The sequence below is a fragment of the Paenibacillus sp. FSL H3-0310 genome (genome assembly GCF_038002785.1).
Lineage (GTDB): Bacteria > Bacillota > Bacilli > Paenibacillales > Paenibacillaceae > Paenibacillus_AQ > Paenibacillus_AQ odorifer.
This window is the reverse complement of the sequence record NZ_JBBODC010000001.1, coordinates 2,669,240-2,689,507: the sequence shown is the minus strand read 5'-3', so window position 1 is coordinate 2,689,507 and position 20,268 is coordinate 2,669,240. Positions and strand designations below refer to the sequence as shown.

The 20,268-nt window shown below is 43.5% G+C and carries 16 protein-coding genes; all 16 read left to right on the top strand.

Annotation, left to right across the window (positions count from 1 at the left end; genetic code table 11):
- The first annotated feature begins 97 nt into the window (after positions 1-97).
- The 16 genes from MHH63_RS12235 (at position 98) to MHH63_RS12160 (ending at position 20,252) form a co-directional block, all read left to right on the top strand.
- Positions 98-6,895 carry a putative Ig domain-containing protein gene (locus tag MHH63_RS12235; RefSeq protein ID WP_341171585.1) on the top strand — a complete coding sequence of 2,266 codons (6,798 nt, stop codon included), beginning with the start codon at positions 98-100 and terminating at the stop codon, positions 6,893-6,895.
- A 207-nt stretch (positions 6,896-7,102) separates the two neighbouring features.
- A complete protein-coding gene (locus tag MHH63_RS12230) occupies positions 7,103-7,780 on the top strand; it encodes a response regulator transcription factor (protein ID WP_076126558.1) in 678 nt (225 codons plus the stop codon).
- Entirely contained in the window at positions 7,777-8,784 is a 1,008-nt protein-coding gene (locus MHH63_RS12225; RefSeq protein WP_341171584.1) for a sensor histidine kinase, read from the top strand. The genes MHH63_RS12230 and MHH63_RS12225 overlap by 4 nt, the downstream gene beginning before the upstream one ends.
- A gap of 92 nt (positions 8,785-8,876) precedes the next feature.
- Entirely contained in the window at positions 8,877-9,590 is a 714-nt protein-coding gene (locus MHH63_RS12220; RefSeq protein ID WP_341171583.1) for an ABC transporter ATP-binding protein, read from the top strand.
- A complete protein-coding gene (locus MHH63_RS12215; protein ID WP_341171582.1) occupies positions 9,587-10,360 on the top strand; it encodes an ABC transporter permease in 774 nt (257 codons plus the stop codon). The genes MHH63_RS12220 and MHH63_RS12215 overlap by 4 nt, the downstream gene beginning before the upstream one ends.
- Positions 10,357-11,115: an ABC transporter permease gene (locus MHH63_RS12210; protein WP_076190264.1), complete on the top strand. Its 759-nt coding sequence runs from the start codon at positions 10,357-10,359 to the stop codon at positions 11,113-11,115. The genes MHH63_RS12215 and MHH63_RS12210 overlap by 4 nt, the downstream gene beginning before the upstream one ends.
- A 190-nt stretch (positions 11,116-11,305) precedes the next feature.
- The gene (locus MHH63_RS12205) at positions 11,306-11,890 is read left to right on the top strand and encodes a TetR/AcrR family transcriptional regulator (RefSeq protein ID WP_249267693.1); all 585 of its coding nucleotides are present in this window, start codon (positions 11,306-11,308) and stop codon (positions 11,888-11,890) included.
- Between the two features lie 158 nt (positions 11,891-12,048).
- On the top strand, positions 12,049-12,918 hold the full coding sequence (locus MHH63_RS12200) for an NAD(P)-dependent oxidoreductase (RefSeq protein ID WP_076190263.1): 870 nt from the start codon (positions 12,049-12,051) through the stop codon (positions 12,916-12,918).
- A 63-nt stretch (positions 12,919-12,981) separates the two neighbouring features.
- Positions 12,982-14,034, top strand: a complete 1,053-nt coding sequence (locus MHH63_RS12195) for an LLM class flavin-dependent oxidoreductase (RefSeq protein WP_341171581.1) — start codon at positions 12,982-12,984, stop codon at positions 14,032-14,034.
- A gap of 60 nt (positions 14,035-14,094) precedes the next feature.
- Positions 14,095-15,036, top strand: coding sequence for an alpha/beta hydrolase (locus MHH63_RS12190; protein ID WP_076190261.1), 942 nt, complete (start codon positions 14,095-14,097; stop codon positions 15,034-15,036).
- A 306-nt stretch (positions 15,037-15,342) separates the two neighbouring features.
- Positions 15,343-16,269, top strand: coding sequence for an ADP-ribosylglycohydrolase family protein (locus tag MHH63_RS12185; protein ID WP_076190260.1), 927 nt, complete (start codon positions 15,343-15,345; stop codon positions 16,267-16,269).
- Between the two features lie 44 nt (positions 16,270-16,313).
- On the top strand, positions 16,314-17,963 hold the full coding sequence (locus tag MHH63_RS12180) for a DUF6138 family protein (protein ID WP_076190259.1): 1,650 nt from the start codon (positions 16,314-16,316) through the stop codon (positions 17,961-17,963).
- Positions 17,960-18,169, top strand: coding sequence for a hypothetical protein (locus MHH63_RS12175; RefSeq protein ID WP_341171580.1), 210 nt, complete (start codon positions 17,960-17,962; stop codon positions 18,167-18,169). Before MHH63_RS12180 ends, MHH63_RS12175 begins: the two co-directional genes overlap by 4 nt.
- Before the next feature lie 33 nt (positions 18,170-18,202).
- Complete coding sequence (locus MHH63_RS12170) at positions 18,203-18,337, top strand: hypothetical protein (RefSeq protein WP_256717169.1); 135 nt, start codon at positions 18,203-18,205, stop codon at positions 18,335-18,337.
- 227 nt (positions 18,338-18,564) lie between these two features.
- On the top strand, positions 18,565-19,245 hold the full coding sequence (gene pnuC, locus MHH63_RS12165; protein WP_076179409.1) for a nicotinamide riboside transporter PnuC: 681 nt from the start codon (positions 18,565-18,567) through the stop codon (positions 19,243-19,245).
- Complete coding sequence (locus MHH63_RS12160) at positions 19,242-20,252, top strand: AAA family ATPase (RefSeq protein ID WP_076179408.1); 1,011 nt, start codon at positions 19,242-19,244, stop codon at positions 20,250-20,252. The genes pnuC and MHH63_RS12160 overlap by 4 nt, the downstream gene beginning before the upstream one ends.
- Positions 20,253-20,268 lie beyond the last annotated feature (16 nt).

Below are 20,268 nucleotides of genomic sequence, written 5' to 3'. Positions count from 1 at the left end.
TTTAAGTTTATAAAAATCTATGTCTATTGAGACTTCCATAGATACAGATTTTTTATAAAGTATAAATTTATTAATTTCAAAGGGAGGAAATTTTGGAATGATACGATGGAAATGGATGCAAAAAGCTTTGTCGATAGTTACGGCTACAACGTTGGCATTCCCTGGTCTGTTCGGCTTGGCACCTTCATCCGAAGTGTCAGCTGCGGGAGGGAGTGAATCTTTTGACTCCGTTGTACTAGAATTGACACAAGCGGCAGGTCAAACAGGTAGGGTAAATCTTACGTATAAAGGTTCACCTTTAAGCAGTCTGGTTAAAGGACCGGTTATTGACGAGGTAAGTTATGATTCCAGCAATTCGCAACTTTTAACTGTTAATAATCAGGGGAACATTACTTTATCTAACGGTTATACATTTGCGTCGCCAGATGCTCCGGGCGTCCCGGTGACAATCACGGCCAGGGCGGGTTATTACCCTGACTCAGAAGTGTTATTCATGGAGGACTTCGAGAACAACAATGGTCCGATGACATCTATGAGCAAATTAGGCTCGTCATTCACGCTGTCCGATGCACAGTCCCGTTCTGGATTGAAAGCGATTACACCTTCGGATGATACGAATAATGAAAAGGTAGCTCAAGATGTGGCATTGCCGGCTGGCAGCAATTATAAGATGACGGCATGGTATTTTGACCCGTATCCTAATGAGGAGAAGACTGCGACGGATAGAACGCAATTTGCTATTGTAGATGGTAAAAATGCCACCTTTGCCGGGACATTCTATCAAAGTTCAGAGGCAGATGTTATTCATAACCCAACGAAATATACTTGGGCTTATGCACCATCATCAGCGGGTACAGCAGGCAACCGTTGGAAAGATAGCGGGGCTTTACGTTCCACAGGCTGGCATAAATTCGAGTGGCTTATTACACCAAATGGTGCGACGTTACAAATAGACGGAACATTAATATCCGATTCAGCGCAAAGTGATATTTACAGAGCTATGAAGAGCGGTACAACCATTCAGCCTAAAATAGCGGGAGGATGGAATAGCCAGACAGGGAACAAAGCTTATATTAAAAATAAACATCTAATTGACGATTTTTATGTTGTAAAAGATGTGGCTACAACAACAGGAACCAGAACATTAACAGTGAATTTGGTGCCTCCCGGCGGATTGCCAAATTTAGAAATAAGCACTCAGCCAACAGCTGCAGAAGTGAAACAAGGTGAGACAGCAACATTTAGCATTACGGCATCAGCCGCTGCTACTGCTTATCAATGGTATGTATCTGATGATGAGACTGGCTTGAGCGGGACAAAAGTCAGCGGAGCTGATAAGGCAGTATTAACACTTTCCAATGTGGACGCAGCTTCACAACAAGGCAATTTTTATTATTGCGAAGTTTCCTCGGCAGAGGGAGTTGTAGTGAAATCCCATGCTGTACCGTTGTTGATAACCACCAATACGCAGGTGAATGCACCAATTAATCCAACGCTTGACTCGGATACGGGTATTTATAATGGCGCTTCCAATTACGGGGATACCCTTGTAACACTGTTCAAAGACGGTGGACCTGTTGGTTATTATTTATCGAAAAATGGGGGACCCGACCAGCCTAACAATCATGAAAGGCATCATGTTCTGCCCTATGCAAGGGCACTCGGAGTGGGCAACTACACTGTTACAGCTATTGTCATAAATAATGCGGGAGATATCAGTGAAGAAGTTGCAGCATCCGGAATATTGAAAATCGAGAAATTGCCTACACCGGCAAATGCCAGATGGAACGGCACATACGCTACATGGGATCGCGTCGCTAACGCATCTGCCTATTCGGTTCAACTCTTCAGTAATGGAGTGGTTAATGGAAGCCCGATTGCAGCAACAAGCAATGATGCGGCTTTGTCCCCGACTTTAAATGATACATTTAAAATAAAAGCAAACGGCAACGCAACGTCACGATTCTTAGACTCTGATGAGTCAGGGGAGAGTGCACAATATTCAGCGAACATTGCGCTAATTCGCCAGAACGATACATTACGGGCAGGAGATAGAACGCGGTTAATGGTTGACACAGCTGATGTGTTCGTTGCTGATAACATCAGCTTCAGTCCGGCGGATCAAGACAAGGATAAGATTGAAGTTGATGATGCCGGATTCGTGACGGTTAAGAAAGGTTATATTCCGACAGGGAACGAAGAAGTTACTGTACATGTGAGCGTTGATTACTTCAATAAGGCTGACACTAAGTTTTACGATGGATTTGAAGGGGAGAAGAAATTTTCAAATGGTGCGAACGGATATGTTCACAGCGATGTGATGTCCCGTACCGGAGGAAAGGCCGCGACATCAAGCGGCGCCGGTCAGGTGGCGACTGTTCCAGGTACCTATAATTATGCCCCTGCAACCGGTAAGACAACAATCGTTACTGCTTGGTACTATGATGATGGCAGAGCGGCTTCCAATGACCACGCTGTCTTTGGCTTAACCCCATCGTCCAATGAACATATCGCAATAAATTATGGCAATGGAGATGGTGACTGGGCGGAAAATCTGACCAATTACGCAGTCAGGCCTGGTTCATCCGGGAGATTCTATCCTGTAGATGTCCAGCGAAGCGAAGGTTGGCATAAATTTCAATGGTTCGTTACATCAACAGGAACAACCTATAAAATCGATGGACAAGACATTCAAAGGCAAACAACAGCTGGCGGAAATTTTGATACTCCAGTTAAGAACAATATTTCCAAGATCGATGCATTGCAGCTTGCTACGAACTGGGGCAACAAGCCTGGAACGGTTAAGGATATACAGAACAGGCATTTTATCGATGACGTATATGTTATCGATAGTGGAATAGCAGCCCAAACCGGAACAGCTTCTATTACGCTAAAGCTCTTGCCTAAAGAGTATAGTCACTTGGAAGACAGCACATATGTTATTGGTCTGGATGACTATAATATCACCGTAAATCCTGATTTAACGGATCTGGCTGGAGTGAAGATCGGCGCTGTAACTCTGCTGCGGGATGTGGATTATACGGTTAGCGGTAATGTATTGAAGATTAACAAAGAATCATTCACAAGAAATAATATCGTGCCGGGAAAATATACCGTTAGACTTGATCTGTATCCTGCCGAAATCACCTTCGAGTTGAACATTGTACCCCTTGAAGTCCGTGATTATTATCTCTCCAATAACGGTGACGATCATGCAGATGGACGCACACCAGCTACGGCATGGAAATCAATCTCCAAGATTAATGAATATGTATTTATTCCAGGTTCAACTATTTATCTGGATGCGAATAGCGTATGGAACGAACAAATCAGACTGCGCGGCAATGGTGAGGAAGGAAATCCGATTACGCTTACAAAATATAATACGACCGACCCTAACCAACGCCCGGTAATTAATGGTGGAGGAACAGCGTCGAGCCCATCAGGCATATCCTTAAACGGTACCATTGAGTTATATGACGTAAACTATTGGGTAGTCAGTGGAATTGAAGTAACGAACATCGGCAATGCGGCAGGTGACGGCCGCTCCGGTATCGCTGTAATGTCAAGGATTTCGAAGCTGGGACAAGGTCAGTTTAATATTCAAGATTATGCTGATGCTCGTATGCAAGGAATCGTCATTCGAGATAACTATGTTCATGATGTTAATGGGCTGCACCAAGCAAATGGAGCAAGTAAGGTATCCGGCGGCATCATTATTAATGGTTATGTGGATATATTGGTTGAAGGCAACAAAACCCTTCGTTGTGATAACGAAGGTATTCGCAATAATGCCTACGGGCCAAGCAATCCAGGGACTAATAACACAGGCATTACTTGGAGTAATTCTAGCTATCCTTGGGCATCCAACGCTGTGTTTAGAAACAACTGGATTTCTAGTTCGGTTGGAGATGGCATTGTCATGTCCGGCGGGAACAACTCCCTTGTGGAACGAAATGTGGTCACAGACAACGGTTATAGCTATTTAAGCGATAAGAGCGGCAATCTGGTTACGAACTGGGGGCCAAATAATACAGCACCAACATATCTAGGTTCGCAAAACTATGCGGCTGCGTGGATTATGGCAAGTAAAGGCACCATCTTCCGCTATAATGAAGCTGTGGATAACCCTTATCATGCAAGTAATGACGGTATGGCTTGGGACATTGACAACTATTGTCAGGACAATGTGTATGAATACAATTACAGCCGAAATAACTATGGTGGTTGGTACTTACAGATGAATGCTGCCAAGGGCAATATCGTTCGCTATAATATTAGCGTGAACGACGGCCGCAGCCCCGATTTTAACAAGAGCTTTAACAGTCTAATATTGCTTGCAGGAGGTTCTTCAACGAGCGAGGAATTAAGTGGCTTATACTATAACAATGTCATCGTCACACCATTAAAGAATAGCAGTTCGTTAGTATTTGACCCGACAGCCTCCAACTTGCACATTTATTTCCAAAATAATATATTTGCCTACACTGGGGCAAACAACCAGGTTGGTCTTAAAGGCGGGGGAACATCAGCTCCATTTGCAGCCGGACGGTTTACGAACAACATTGTATATCCGGCTAATCTTTTTGGCAGTATGAACGCAGGTGGAGGCGGATATCTAGGTGCAGGCGTAACAGCAACAGACAACCGCTATGTAACGGAAGAGGAACTGAATTCTATATTAAAAGACTATAAATCTGCGCCTGAACATTGGATTACCAACAGTGGGACAGTGGATGCCAAGCTTGATTACAGTGCGATGAACGGGTTCCGTCTTGCGGATGGTAATAACCTGGCCTATGGTGCAGGTGCCGAGATTGTAAGCCCATATGTGGATCGGGCGAATGCTCTGCCTCATATGACGGAGAGAACAGACTTCTTCGGCAATTCAGTTAGCGGCAGAACGCCTTCCATCGGCGCGCACAACCCTTATGCGGTAACTTTTGATTCCAATGGGGGCAGCGAAGTTGCGGTGAAGTTCGCTGACATGGGCGCTACAATTACCGAGCCAACAGCGCCGACAAAAGATAAAACTGTTTTCGGCGGTTGGTATCAAGATAAAGGATTAAACGATGCTTGGAATTTCGATGCTGATCCTGTTACAAGGGATATTGAATTATATGCGAAATGGGCTGAAGACGCAGGTACGGCACCAACGATTACGACGAATTCGCTTGCGGATGGCAAGGTAGGACAACCTTATTCGGCAGTTCTTACCACTGATGGCGATAAGCCGATCAAATGGGCTGTTGTAGAGGGTCAATTACCATCAGGATTGAGCTTGGATGAAGATGCAGGTGTTATCTCTGGTACACCGGATCAATGGGGTCAATTTACGTTCAAAGTTCAAGCAAACAATGACGTTGGCAGTGACACAAAACAGTTCAATATAGTGATCACTGAAGATGTCTCAGTTGATACAGCTCCGGAGGTTATCACTAAGAATTTACCAAATGGCAAAGTTGGACAACCGTATACAGTAACACTAGCGGTATATGGCAGTGAACCGATTTCTTGGAAGGTCCAGGAAGGAGATTTGCCAGTAGATTTGAACCTAGATGAAGCAACAGGCGTTATCTCGGGTACGCCTCTAGAGGCGGGATATTACGAATTCACTGTTGCAGCAACGAATGATTTTGGTAGAGATGAGCGAGAATTGAGCATCGAGATTAAAGAAGATAAGCCAGTGGATACAGCTCCGGAGATTATCACTAAGAATCTGCTAAGCGGCAACGTTGGACAACCGTATACGGTAACATTAGCGGTTTACGGCGACAAACCGATTACCTGGAAAGTGAGTGATAATTATTTACCTGCTGGGCTGAATTTAGAAGGAGCTACGGGTATTATTTCAGGCGTGCCTACTGAAGCGGGAACTTACAAATTCAATATTACGGCTTCCAATCATGCTGGCATGGATACGATAGAGTTAACTATTGTAATTACTACAAATGACAGTGGTGGCCATAATGGCAATAACAATGGCGGCAATTCAAATGGCCACAGCAGTACGCCGACTCCTTCGCCAGAGTCATCAGTAGCGGAGCGTATTGATGCTACAATCAAAGAGCAGCTGAAGAAGGGTAATTCCATTGAATTGACGATGTCAGCCGGAAAAGATGAGCTTGAGATTCAAAGCGATACGATCGGTGCGATTATTAATGCCGACAAACCGCTAATCGTTACGAATGACACCATATCTGTTAAATTGTCCGCTGAATTGTTGAAGCAGTTGAATACAGGAAAGCGGATGAAGGTTGTCATTATACCTGTAGAAGAAAGAGGCGGAGCTATAGGGCGGGGATATGAATTAAAGATCTTCGTGGATGGCCGGGAAGTAACGGATTATACAGGGCTTATACCCGTAACCTTCGATCTGTCAAAAGAGAAGCTGTCGACAAACGATCTTAACATGTTATGCGGTGTTATGCTTCAATTGAACGGTAACATGGAGCGTTTAGGCGGCAACTATGAGCGTGAGACAGGTAAATTTACTTTCACGGCAAAAGGACTAGGTTATATCTTCATTACAGCCAAGCCTGAACCTGTGAAATTGGAATTCATTTTAGGAAAGACAGGATATAAATTAAACGGAATAGAAATGAGTATGGACGTTGCTTCAACGGTAGTTAAAGGCAGAACGTTAGTCCCACTGCGCTTCGTTGCCGAGAGCTTAGGAGCAAACGTAAGCTGGGATAACGTAACGAAAACCGTAATGATCACCTTGAAAGGTCAGACTTTATCGATTAAGATCGGTGAACTTGCACCAGGAATGGATGTAGCAGCTGAACTTGTAAACGGTCGTACTATGCTCCCATTACGTTTCATTGTTGAGTATTTTGGTGCAAATATATTCTTCGATAATACTTTGAAATCTATTAGTATCATGAAGTAGTATTTCCTAAAATTAGCAGCTACGCTCGAAACCCTCTAACATGCACTGCCATGTTAGAGGGTTTTCTAGTGTGCGCCCGGCATAGACGATAACTTGGCGGTGAATGTCCTCTATTAACGAACAATAAAATTGTCTTAACTGGAAACAATTCTTTAGATTGTGTTAATCTGTCTAATAGTGAACTCGGTTTAGAAAGAGGGAAGTTACTTGAAAAGAAACGTGTTATATATTGAAGATAATGAGAAGATCGGCAGTTGGGTAAAGGAAGAATTGGAACAACGAGGATTTTCAGTACAGTGGCTGCTTTCTGGTGAAGGAGCTGAAAAAGAAGTAAATCAGCATGAAATCGTTATTTTGGATATCATGTTACCCGGTTTAGACGGATTTACTGTGGGGAAACGATTAAAAAAGGCAGCTCCTGCTGTTCCTATTTTGCTGTTAACTGCCCGAACATCGATAGATGATAAGGTAGAAGGGTTACAATTTGCTGATGACTATTTAACGAAACCATTCCATACGGATGAACTAATTGCTAGATTAGAAGTATTAATCCGTCGAAAGGGCGGAACACATTCCGAACGCATTTCATTAGGGAATTATATTGAAGTAGATCCAGACATCCAAATGGTATTTGACAAACACACAGGAGAAGAAATTATATTGACAGGGAAACAACATCATATTTTGATGTACTTCTTACGCCACCCTAATCAAGTTTTACCAAAAGAACAAATCTATGAAGCCATCTGGGAAGAAGCTTATATCACAGGTGATAAAACATTAATGGTACATATTCATCGACTGCGTCAAAAGCTGGAACGCCATCCAGACTCCCCAGAGATTATTGAAACGTTGAAGGGAATAGGCTATCGGGTGAAACTATGAGACAGACTAAATCACTATTTCGTCGTTTTCTAAAAGGACATTTTCTATTTATCTTTTTACCTCCGATCGTACTTATTTTCTTATCTGCGTTCATTGCGTCTCCTTTTAATGAAGAAGAGCTGAATAAGTTAAATTATTTTTACGTTGTACTTCTTTTGTTTGGTTTTATTATTGTCGCATTTGTGGTAATCTCTTGGATTTTCTTCTTGAGACTTCGTAAACGTCTCACCTGCTTACAGGAAGTCATGTCATTTTCAGCTAATCATAATTCATTTCCTAAACCAATATCCGTTCAAAGTGATCGTATGGATGAAATCGACCAGTTAGGAAGTTCTTTCAATTGGATGATTCAGCAGCTTGAAGACAGTCGCAAGCGAGAACATGAAGAGGAATTGTTACGACATCGACTCATCGCGAATTTATCTCACGACTTACGAACGCCGCTTACCATTTTGAGAGGACATGTCACCCGATTAAATAAAGAATCAATGAGTCTAGAAGGACAAAACTCATTATCAGAGATGAACCATACGATTACTAGAGTCGGAGATCTAATGGATGATTTACTTTCCTATACATTGCTTACATCAGGAAAACATCCTTTTGAGCCCACTTCAACAGATATTGGACGTTTAGTAAGAGCATCTGTTGCTGCGTGGTATCCTGTATTTGAAGAAAAAGAAATCCGGATCGAGGTTGATTTACCGACTGAGGCGACTTTTTATTGGGATGCAGATCCTAAATGGATGACACGTGTTCTGGATAATTTATTTCAGAATATTCTTCGCCATGCAGCAGAGGGGAAATATGTAAACATTGTGGTTGATGTAGAAAAAGAACAGATCATTGTTGCAGACAGAGGTCCGGGGATGGATAACTCTTCCTATGAGCGTGGGGCGGGGATAGGTTTATCGACTTCAAATTATATGTTGAATAAAATGAAGCTTAAAGCTGACTTTACATCAAATGAAAACGGCACAACAGTGGCTATTGGTAGAGCTTAACCTAAAGTTAAACCAGAAGTAAACAGCAGGATAACCGAGATGTAACTTTGCTTCTTTATAATTAGAACCATAACAGAAAGGAAGTGTTATGGTTGCTTACAATTAATAACTTAGTCAAACATCGCGGAACTGGGAAAATCTTATCAGGTATCAGTTTTAAAGCTAGACCTGGCAGAGTAACTGGTTTTCTAGGTCCAAATGGAGCAGGTAAAAGCTCTACACTTCGCATCCTGCTTGGATTAGATCGTGCTACCTCAGGGAGTGCACTAATCAATGGAAAGCCATTCGCAGAATTACATAATCCTGTATCCACAGTAGGTGCCGCACTTGATGGATTTGGAGCTCATCGTATGCGAACAGGACGGGCACACTTGCGTTGGATTGCCCGTGCCGCAGGATTGTCTAACTCACGTGTCGAGGAAGTTCTGGAAATAGTAGGTCTTACTAATGCAGCCGGAAAAAGAGTTGGGAAGTATTCTCTTGGTATGGGGAGGAGACTTGGAATAGCAGCTGCGCTACTCGGTGATCCAAAAGTATTGATTTTAGATGAACCCGTAAATGGGCTCGACCCAGAAGGAATTCGGTGGATTCGGACATTTTTACGTGAACGTGCTGAGTCTGGAAATACGGTGTTGTTATCCAGTCATCTAATGGGAGAGCTTGCAGAGACGGTTGATGATGTGGTGATTATTAAGCATGGAACTATCGTTGCAGATGGAACATTGGAAGAAGTAATAGGTAACTATTCCACGCTGGAGGAAGCCTTTTTTGCCCTGACATCTGAAAATGCGGGTGAAGTTGTATGAGAGCATTCAACGCGGAACTATCTAAATTGTTCTCCTTACCGGGTATTTGGCTTGCTTTTCTCATTGGAGCGTTTGCCCCAGCGCTTATTTCTGCCTTGGACAGCATAGCACAAAAAGAGGAGATTATAGCTGGAGTTAGCACGCGGCTATCGGAAGTTGGCTATATTGGGTTAGCTCTTGGTGTGCAAGGCGTTATTATTCTTGGTGTGCTTGCTGTCAGCAGTGAGTATTTGACAGAGAGCAGTGAATCTGGTGGAGGACAACAGATTACAACGAGTTTAACTGTTGTTTCATCCCGTCTTCATTTTTTGCTGGCAAAAGCAGGCGCTGTGACTGTGATCAGCATACTGCTTTGTATTGTTGCTATTATGACAACTGTGTCTGCAACGCATCTTATTCTTGGTGAATATGCCCCTGCATTTGAATGGTCCAGACTTATCGGTGCCATTTGTTACTGGACATTCACTGCTCTTTTAGCACTTGGAATTACTTTTCTAACTAAGAATGGCATCCTCCCGCTTGCTGTGCTCATAATAAATTCATCCGTTGTATCATTTAGTGTCCTGTTGTATAGGGTTACAAAGTTGGCGTTTTACTTACCAGATAGGGCTGGCGCTGAAATGTTTATGTTTACGGACAACACGTCCACAGGCAGTTTATTCGACAGGTTTCACACCCCCTTCACAGGCGGTTTAGTCATGTTTGCCTGGGTAGTCGTTGTTCTCATTGTTGCAGCTATTGTATTCCATAGGAGGGACGTTGCAGCATGAGTGTCTCATCTAGTAGAAAGATAACACAAATCCTGGGTGCTGAACTGGATAAATTAGTTACATTACCATTGATAGGGCTCACTCTTTTGGTTACATTCATTCTTAATTTAGGTTTATCCGCCGCTTTTACTTCTGTTGATCTACAAGGGGCAGCAGGAACGCAAATTATACTGAATACAGGACTTTCTTCTATGGGATATCTACAAGCAGGGTTCATTATTCTTGGCATCTTAGCTACTTGTTCAGAGTATACAGGGGGACAGATTCGAACTACTTTAACTACGATACCTTGGCGAGGGTTTCAATTATCCACGAAGTATTTGGCCTTGACCATTATAACCATTCCTGCGGCGTCTTTTACTACTGCATCAGGTGTACTATATACCTTTATCATGATGAAAGACACAGCAGTAGTGATTGAAATAGACGAAATGATAAAATCATTAGCAGGTGCAACAGGCTATCTAACTTTAACCACACTTCTCAGTGCAGCTATAGGTGCTTTATTAAGACGAACTACTCCTGCTTTAGTGGTACTGCTTGGCTATTACTTCATTGTCAGTCCATTGTCGAAAGATTTTCTACACAATACTAAATATTTTTTTCCAGATACAGCAGGATATTATATGTATATGCCGCCTTCCTCCGATGAAATAAATGTCCTTACACCAATGGAAGGGACAGGTATTTCCCTGTTATGGACACTGATCTTTATTACAGCAGCTATTATATTTTACCGTAAACGAGATGCCTAACTCTGAACTAGCTGATTTGATCATTAAACTAGAATAATATGCAACAAACATTGATGTTTGGATAAAAGATGTTTATGAGCAATTCAATGACTAAGTATTTGCTCTTGAGAACGGACACCAATATGAGTGTCCGTTTATTTTATAAATCTGGACTGATCAGTTCAGATATGTTATATTTCAATGACGGGAGGTGTTACTTATCGCTAGGACAAAAGAATTTAACAAAGATCAAGCGCTGCATCAAGCTATGCTGTTGTTTTGGAAAAAAGGATACGAAGCGGCTAGCATACCGGATTTACTAGAGGTGATGGGCATTAGCCGATCCAGCCTTTACGATACGTTTTCCGACAAGCAAACCTTGTATACAGATGCCCTTGAGCATTATAAAAAGGGGAATTTCAATAAGCAGGCTATTCTTGAACATGCATCTAGTGTTAGAGATGGAATTCTTCAATTTTTTGAGTATCATATTGCTTCAGCATACGATACCAGCCTGCCGGGCGGGTGTTTTGTTACGAATGTAGCTACAACATTGGAGTCGCCAGATGAAAAAATTAATGAGTTGATAAAGACTAGTTTTTTGGAATTAGAGCAAGCTTTTTGTGACCTTTTAGAAAAGGGCCAGCAACGGGGAGAAATTGATAAAACGACTGATATCAAAGCGTTGTCTTATTTATTGTTGAATTTACATCAAAGCATTAATATTATGGCCAAAGCAGATCAGAATCCGGAACGTGCAAAAGAGATGATTAGCTTTGTAATAGCAGGAATCTAATTTTTTTTTAATTATTTCGGAACGATCGTTCCGTTATCATATTTCCCATATTTTGAAGGTGCTAATTAAGGAGTATGTGTTAGACTATATTTTTTTTAATTATTATGGAACGATCATTCCATTATTGAGAAATCCCTCAAAATAAGGAGAGGTGTCTAATGAAAGTATCGTTTATTGGGCTTGGAAATATGGGGCTCCCAATGGCCCAAAATCTGTTGAAAGCGGGTTATGAATTAGTCATCTTTAATCGGACCCCTAAAAAAGTTGAACCCTTAATGAAACAGGGAGCACGATATGCCAAAACACCGCTAGAGGCAGTGAAAGAAAGCAATCTTGTAATTACCATGCTTTCTGATGATGCTGCTTTGAAGGAGGTCGTCGAGGGACCAGATGGTGTTCTGAATGGATTGTCGGAAAATGGAATTCACATCTCTGCCAGTACAATCAGCGTAGATCTGGCTCGAAAATTATCCGTCTCGCATGCGGAGCGAAAGCAACACTTTGTGTCTGCCACGGTGATGGGGCGCCCAGATGCCGCTAAAGAAGCTAAATTGCGTATTATTTTAGCTGGTCCGGAACAAGCAAGACAACGGGTACTTCCCGTTTTAACAGCATTGGGTCAAGAGATAGTAGAGATTGGGGATCACGGCGAAGAAGGGAACGTTGTGAAAATTGGCGTTAACTTTCTAATTGCTTCAATGCTGGAAGCTTTGTCGGAAGTGCAGCTAATGGTAGAAAAGCACGGTATTGATTCGTCCCAATTTATGAATGTCGTGAATGCTCTTTTTCAATCTCCAATATATCAGAACTATGGAGCGATCATGAGCGAACAACGCTTTGAACCGGCCGGTTTTAAAATGAAGCTTGGGTTAAAAGATGTTGCATTGGCTATTGAGGCAGCGAAGTCCGTTCAAACTCCTCTACCTTTAGGTCAGCTTATCCACCATCACTTGTCTGAAGGAATTGCCAATGGTTATGGTGAGTTGGATTGGACGGCTTTAATCCGTTGTCTTGAGCATTCTTCTTAAAAAATTGGGTTGCACCGATGATGTCGGGCGAATTGCAAGAGAAAATATAAGGAGAGATTAACTATGGAAATAGGTGTTACTTCGTTCATAGAAACAAAGCCTGATACTGAGACCGGAGTTGTGATGAGTCACGCACAGCGATTACGAGAAGTCGTCGAAGAAATCGTCCTTGCGGATCAGGTAGGACTTGATGTGTTTGGCATAGGTGAGCATCATCGTGAAGATTATGCAGCTTCATCACCAGCAGTGGTGTTGTCTGCTGCAGCCCCCCTAACAAAGCGGATTCGATTGACGAGTGCTGTGACGGTTCTTTCATCAGCTGATCCTGTCCGTGTGTTTCAGGATTTTGCCACGCTTGACGGCTTATCCAATGGACGTGCCGAGATTATAGCGGGCCGGGGTTCCTTTGTTGAATCCTTTCCGCTTTTTGGGTATGACTTGCATGACTATGAGGATTTATTTAATGAAAACATCGAGCTGCTTCTGAAAATACGGGAATCTGAGAAAGTTACATGGAGTGGAGGACATCGATCAGCGATAAATAATCTGGGTGTATACCCGCGCCCTGTTCAGCACTCTTTACCCATATGGATTGGTAGTGGCGGTACCCAGGAGTCTGCCGTGCGTGCAGGACTTCTGGGCCTGCCATTAGTCCTGGCGATTATCGGTGGAAACCCAACCAATTTTGCACCGCTTGTACAACTGTATAAAAAGGCGGCAGCTCATGCCGGACATGATGTATCGCGGCTTCAGGTAGGTTCACATTCCATCGGATTTGTTGCAGAAGATACGGAACAGGCGGCAGAACTCTTTTTTCCGTCTACCCAGTACGGTATGAATAAGCTCGGCAAAGAACGGGGGCGGGCGTACTACGATCGTTCCAGCTATGATGCTGCCCGACGCTTTGATGGTGCGTTGTATGTAGGGGATCCGGAAACAGTCGCCCAAAAAATAATCCATCTGCGTAAGCATGTAGGGATTACACGATTCATGATGTATGTTCCCTTAAGTACGATGCCGCATGAGTTGGTTATGCGGGCTATAGAACTGCTCGGTACAGAGGTTGCGCCGCGAGTACGAGAGGAAATTGCCAAGTGGGAAGCTCAAATGGGATAAGGATTATCTATGAATAAGACGTAAACGAACGAATTCATTATTTTATTTGGAGGGATTATTATGAGTGTTGAACCACGTATACTACCAGAATTAAGAGAGGTTTATTCACAATTTCCTGGATTTGAATTGGAGAAGAATTTAGAGTGGAGCAGGAGCTTAGTGTCAGCTGCATCCGTGGAAGGATCAGAGCATGTAAACACAACCAGGCGCAAAATCCCGAGGGATGGAGGCGAGATGCTGGTGAAAATTTATGAGCCTGCCGGGCGAACGAATGACTTGTTACCTGCCATGCTATGGATTCACGGGGGAGGATACGTGTTAGGACATCCGGATATGGACGACGAATTATGCGAACGTTTTGTTCAGACAGCTGAATGTATAGTCGTATCGGTTGATTATAGGCTTGCTCCCGAGCACCCTTATCCGGCGGCGATCGAAGATTGTTATGCTGGATTGGTATGGATGACGGAGGAGGCAGCCTTGCTTGGCATTGATGTGGATCGGGTTGCAATTGCCGGTGCTAGCGGTGGCGGCGGACTGACAGCAGCACTCGCGCTGATGGCGCGTGATAAAGGAGGACCGTCTCTTATTTTCCAAATGCCATTATACCCGATGCTTGACAACCGAAACATCACACCGTCCAGTCATGAGATTACGGAAGCAGGCGCAATCTGGAACCGAACAGACAACATAGCAGCTTGGAACATGTACCTGGGCGAGGAGAGCGATGTCAGAGGAGAATCTACTTATGCAGTACCCTCGAGAGAGGAGAACTTGGCAGGTTTGCCGCCAGCCTATACTTGTATAGGTCAGCTCGATCTATTCCGAGACGAGACAATGGAGTATGTGGCACGACTTGCACAAGCAGGTGTAGATGTTGAATTCCACCTGTATCCCGGTTGTTTTCACCTTTTCGAAATTTTCGCTCCAGAAACAGAAGTGAGTCAGCGCGCTGTTCAGGGCTATATGGATGCGATGGCCCGGGCACTTCATCCTAGCTAATTATAGGGACTAAAATAAACTGCGAATACGCAGAAAAAGTTGATTGGTTATTTAAGTAGAGACACGTAATTATTCGGGAAGTATTCATAAAAAAGATGAGGTTGTTGATTTTAAAAACAGCCTCATCTTTTGTTATATATTATTGATTTCAAAAAAGGCTTAGATTACTATCGTATTGTTCATTGGAAGCTTATTTCTTCAATTTTTATTTACATGATGCAAAACAGTTTAAATATTGATAGGGTAGGCTTATATATTTGTAGACAGCTTGATCCAAATTATATCTAGTGATAAGGAGAATACAACATGTGGGATAAGATTAAGGGTGGGCTTTACGGCTTATTGATTGGAGATGCTCTTGGTGTCCCCTATGAATTCAGATCAGTGGAGCAGCTCCCACCTCTGGAGCAGATTGAGTTTACTCCTCCTGTGGGCTTTCAGCCCACCTACCGAGATGTTCCAGCCGGCACCTGGTCGGATGATGGTGCGCAGGCACTATGTCTGCTGGAGAGTCTGATTGATAAAGGTACGCTGGAGCTAACTGATTTTGCTGACAAATTGGTCGACTGGTATCATGAAGGTAGATGGGCAGTAGCCCAACAAGTTTTTGATGTTGGAATACAAACCAGTCGTACGTTGTCTACTTATTACCAAGGAATGTCCCCTTACGAGAGTGGCAATACAGTTCCTGATGGGAAAGGGAATGGGGCGCTAATGCGCGTGCTACCACTTGCCTTGTGGCACAAAGGAACAGATAAACAACTCGTTCAGGATGCACATACTCAATGCCTTGTAACTCATGCACATATCTGTAATCAGGTATGTTGTGCCTTCTATGTGTTAATTGCACGTGAACTGTTGCAAGAGCAAGACTTCAATCTGTGCTACCGAACTGCTCTTAGCAAGCTTCGAACGATCTACCAGCAGATGCCTGAGCATGAACGGGAGCTCGAAGAGAACATTCAGCCAGATAAAGTATTCTATGGCGAAGGATCTGGTTATGTTGTGGATTCCTTGTTCAGTGCGTGTATGATCCTCCAAACCTGCACTTCCTACGAAGATGCCGTCAAACGAGCAGTTGCCTTAGGCAACGACACGGATACAACGGCCTGTATCACAGGTGGTCTTGCCGGAATCCGATATGGCTATGAGCATATCCCTCAGCGCTGGATCAACCAGCTGCGAGAGGCAGATCTGGTTGATCAACTGCTTCTCCGTCTTCAAACTGCATGAGGTGTACTAAGTTCTATTAGCATTAACAATGAGGAGGAGTGGGAATGAACGCAGCAGTACAGAGGTTTTTAGACGATGTGTGGAGCGAGATGATAACCATATACAACAAAGAGACTATAAGAATAAATGAATTCATAGGAAATCGTCCGCTCCAGGCAGGGATAAAGGATTATCTTCAGGTAGCTTGGCGTGACGGAAAAATACATATTGATGTTGAAGAACCGTTCGATTGGACGGACAGCTCTTATGAAATCGAAGCAGGTCCTTATATCGCCGAACTCACGGATGAATTAATTAGATCTGAACTTTACCCGGCATTATGCAAGAGAGTGGAGGAGCTTTTTTTATCAGAGAAGTTAGGTCCTCGTTTTTTTGATTACCGATTCCAGATCGTACTTTCCTTTGAAATGGAGGACGAAGACTTAACACTTTGCGTGCATCTGGTTAACGAAGAGAAGCTGAACGAACTCCGCAAATCATTACAGAAGTTTATAACATCCAAAATCATGTCTGATCTTCCCGTATTGCCGAGTGTTGATGACCAGTTTTTCTTTTCTCATCACTTGATGAACCCTGATCTTATGAAGCAAGAAGAAAATGCGGTTGGCCCATTAATTGAGCATTTATCCGACAAGCTCAGAAGTAATAGGCGACGCTTAGACGAATGGACTGGCCAGTATACTTTGGCTATGGATAATTGGATTCAAAATATTTTTCTTCCACGCTATTTTGTGCGTACAGGCAGCTTTAGAATGGATTGGATACCTAAAGAGGATATGGCGCTTATGGATCCGAATGCAGATCAACTTTCCTTTTTTGTATATGCCGCTCTGCAAATTGGAAAAACGAAACCGGACATCCGGGAACAATATTTGAAACTAGCTGTCCAACTTGGTTCAAAACACGCAGCGGAGTATATCCTGGGGGGAAGCGGGAAATTCACTCCAGTATATAAAGGGACCCATGTTGAAGTTGATAATAATGATGTAACACAGAGCATTGAAGTCCGGATTTTGAACGAGGAGGAAGCAGCTTATGGAGAAGCATTGGATCACATTACCCAATTGCTGCAGCAGGGATTCCCGAAGGAATATCACCTGAAGCTGAAAAGCAAACAAAGGAACTATCTTCCTCTAAAAAAAATGGCTAAATCAGGTCTTCATCAGTTTTTTGCTGGTGCACTAGCCTATCCGTCTCTTTTTCCTAAGCTGGCTGCGTATGCGGATATCGCAATGGAGCCCTATGCGTGGTACAAGGACACGGAACCGGGTGAAAAGTCGGTCATGCCTGGTACCTATGCTGTACTCGGATTAGGATTATATAGCAAGGAATATTTCTCACTCGTCTCTCGTTATATGGAGATGGTAGATTCGGAGCACCAAATGATACAGGATAGTTATGCGGAGACCTTTATTGATACGCACGGTGTGGAGGCTGAGCTTATGCCAGTTCTAGTCGACATTCTGCTAGCAGGAAATGAGGAAGCAAGATCTGTCAAAAACTTCGTGATCGATCGGGTCGAGCTTGCAGAAGCGCTGCTTCAAGAGCTGTCGCCTAAAGAAATATATGAACGGGAGCAGGTTATATACCGGATATTCGGAAGCCGTGCAAAGCTAGAAAAATCCGTGAAGTCAGAGCAGACGGAACTTGAACTTAGAGTTATTCTATCGGAGCTACTGACTCTTATAAGTTGATTACGATATATAAAAATGGAATTCCCTATTGGTTCGGGCAGGAAGATGATGATGTTTTTATTGTGGCGTCAGTGGAGCCAAGTGGTTTATCATTTTATGCACAGATGAGTAATAGTGATTGGAGTTCTTGGATAGAGAGATTTAAATTGGAAGCGACAAAAGTATTAGGATTTGATGTTGGTGAACCCGAAGACGGGTTTATGTAATGAAGTACACAATTTAATTGTGGGGATGATTTCGTGTTTACTGAAATGGTAGCCCAATATTTACCTGTTCTCTTAGAAAAAGAGGGTGATTATTTATTCGAGTATAAAGACGGAATAGTAAACCTTAAAAACAGTCCACCTATTGGTGCGTTAGTTGAACAAGATTAGAGGAAATCCCTTTTAATAGGGGTTTCTTTTTATTTTTACAAATTTAAAGTTAGTTCTGTTGAGAAGCCTTAAATAAGTACCTGTCTGTGGAAATAGGAAGAATTTGCTTGCCCTTCGCAGAATTTTCTGTTATTTTTGATAGTAACAATATGTTATTAACATAATGATACTAAGTACAACTAATTTTTTCGCTCTATGAATGAGTGGAAAAAGCGGAGGGATGCAAGATGAAAAAGGTGGCGGCTAACTGGAATCTGTTCGAAATTACGTGGTTGGTGCTGTTTACCTCAATTGCTGTCGGGTTTACAGTGATTACAAAGGACTCTTTATTCGGATTCACGGTATTTATTACTGGGGTGTTATGCGTGGTGCTTGCAGCGAAGGGCAACCTGATGAGCTATGTTTTCGGCATGTACAATACCATCGGTTATGCTTATTTGGCCTATATTAACGGTTTGTTTGGAGAGGTTATGCTGAATCTGCTATTCTTTGTTCCAATGAATGTCATTGGCTTCTACATGTGGAAAAATAATCGCCAAAAAGACGGTAGACTGACCATGCGTCAGATGGATCTTAGAAGACTGCTCCTCGTTGGGATGGTCTGTGTAATCGGCTGTTTAGTGCTCGGATTTGGGCTTTCGTTCATTCCGGGACAGAATTCGCCTTACATTGATGCCACTACAACGGTGCTGTCTGTTGTGGCGACCTTCTTAATGGTTAGAAGATTCAAGGAACAATGGCTGGTCTATATCGTGCTAAATCTCTTTACGGTGCTGCTGTGGGCGATTCGCATGCTGGAGGGCAGCGGGGAAGGCCTACTGATGATCGTGATGTGGAGCGCGTATCTGGTCAACGCAGTTTACGGGTACTATATTTGGAATAAAGGGGCGAAGGAGGTGGCGGCATGAACACGCTTGGACTAACACTGGGGAAGTTTGCCCCGCTGCATAAAGGCCATCAGTTCATGATTGAAACGGCGCTACAAGAGGTCGATGAATTGATCCTAGTCATTTACGAAACGACAGTCACTCCGATCCCGCTTCATGTCCGGGCAAATTGGATTCGCAGGCTCTATCCGGAAGTCCGGGTAATCGAAGCTTGGGATGGTCCGGATGGGTATTCGGATGACAGGGAACATGAGGTTCGGGAAGAACAGTATATACTCGGTTTGCTGAACGGAGAGCAAGTAACGCATTTTTACTCGAGCGAATTCTACGGCAAACATATGAGTCTCGCTTTGGGTGCAATAGACCGGCGGGTGGATGAAGCCCGAGAGCGGGTCCCGATCTCAGCGACGATGGTCCGTTCCAATCCATATCAGCACAGGGAGTTCGTAAGTGATATCGTGTACCGGGATTTGATCACGAAATTGGTATTCGTTGGAGCGATGTCAACGGGTAAGTCGACGATCACCGAAGCACTGGCACAGCGATATTGCACAACGTTCGCAAGCGAATACGGACGCGATTATTGGACCGAACATCAGGTGGACCGCCGAATCGGCTTGGAAGCGTTCGATGAAATCGCGGTGGGTCATATCGAGCGCGAAGAACAGGCAATGCTTGCGGCGAACCGGGTTCTGTTCGTCGATACCAATGCGATCACGACGTATATGTTCGCCCTAGATTACCACGGCCGGGCCCCCGAGCTGTTAACCCGGATCGCTCTGGAGAACGCGCAACGTTATGATCTGTTCTTCTTATGCGCTGACGATATTCCTTACGACGATACGTGGGACCGCAGCGGGGATCAGAAGCGGCATGTCTTTCATAAACAGATTATCGCGGATTTGAAGGAGCGGCGGATCCCCTATATTACGCTGCGGGGGAGCCTGGAGGAACGTATACGCAAGGTAGATGAAGTGTTGGCAAAGTTCGAGCCCTACGGGAACTATTTCGGAGAGCTGAACGGTTAAATCAAATATAAAGGAG

What these genes read in the sequence shown, in the direction of transcription:
- MHH63_RS12235 (WP_341171585.1), top strand. Translation starts at nt 98, where the DNA reads ATGATACGATGGAAATGGATGCAAAAAGCTTTGTCGATAGTTACGGCT.
- MHH63_RS12225 (WP_341171584.1), top strand. Translation starts at nt 7,777, where the DNA reads ATGAGACAGACTAAATCACTATTTCGTCGTTTTCTAAAAGGACATTTT.
- MHH63_RS12215 (WP_341171582.1), top strand. Translation starts at nt 9,587, where the DNA reads ATGAGAGCATTCAACGCGGAACTATCTAAATTGTTCTCCTTACCGGGT.
- MHH63_RS12210 (WP_076190264.1), top strand. Translation starts at nt 10,357, where the DNA reads ATGAGTGTCTCATCTAGTAGAAAGATAACACAAATCCTGGGTGCTGAA.
- MHH63_RS12200 (WP_076190263.1), top strand. Translation starts at nt 12,049, where the DNA reads ATGAAAGTATCGTTTATTGGGCTTGGAAATATGGGGCTCCCAATGGCC.
- MHH63_RS12195 (WP_341171581.1), top strand. Translation starts at nt 12,982, where the DNA reads ATGGAAATAGGTGTTACTTCGTTCATAGAAACAAAGCCTGATACTGAG.
- MHH63_RS12190 (WP_076190261.1), top strand. Translation starts at nt 14,095, where the DNA reads ATGAGTGTTGAACCACGTATACTACCAGAATTAAGAGAGGTTTATTCA.
- MHH63_RS12185 (WP_076190260.1), top strand. Translation starts at nt 15,343, where the DNA reads ATGTGGGATAAGATTAAGGGTGGGCTTTACGGCTTATTGATTGGAGAT.
- MHH63_RS12180 (WP_076190259.1), top strand. Translation starts at nt 16,314, where the DNA reads ATGAACGCAGCAGTACAGAGGTTTTTAGACGATGTGTGGAGCGAGATG.
- pnuC (WP_076179409.1), top strand. Translation starts at nt 18,565, where the DNA reads ATGAAAAAGGTGGCGGCTAACTGGAATCTGTTCGAAATTACGTGGTTG.
- MHH63_RS12160 (WP_076179408.1), top strand. Translation starts at nt 19,242, where the DNA reads ATGAACACGCTTGGACTAACACTGGGGAAGTTTGCCCCGCTGCATAAA.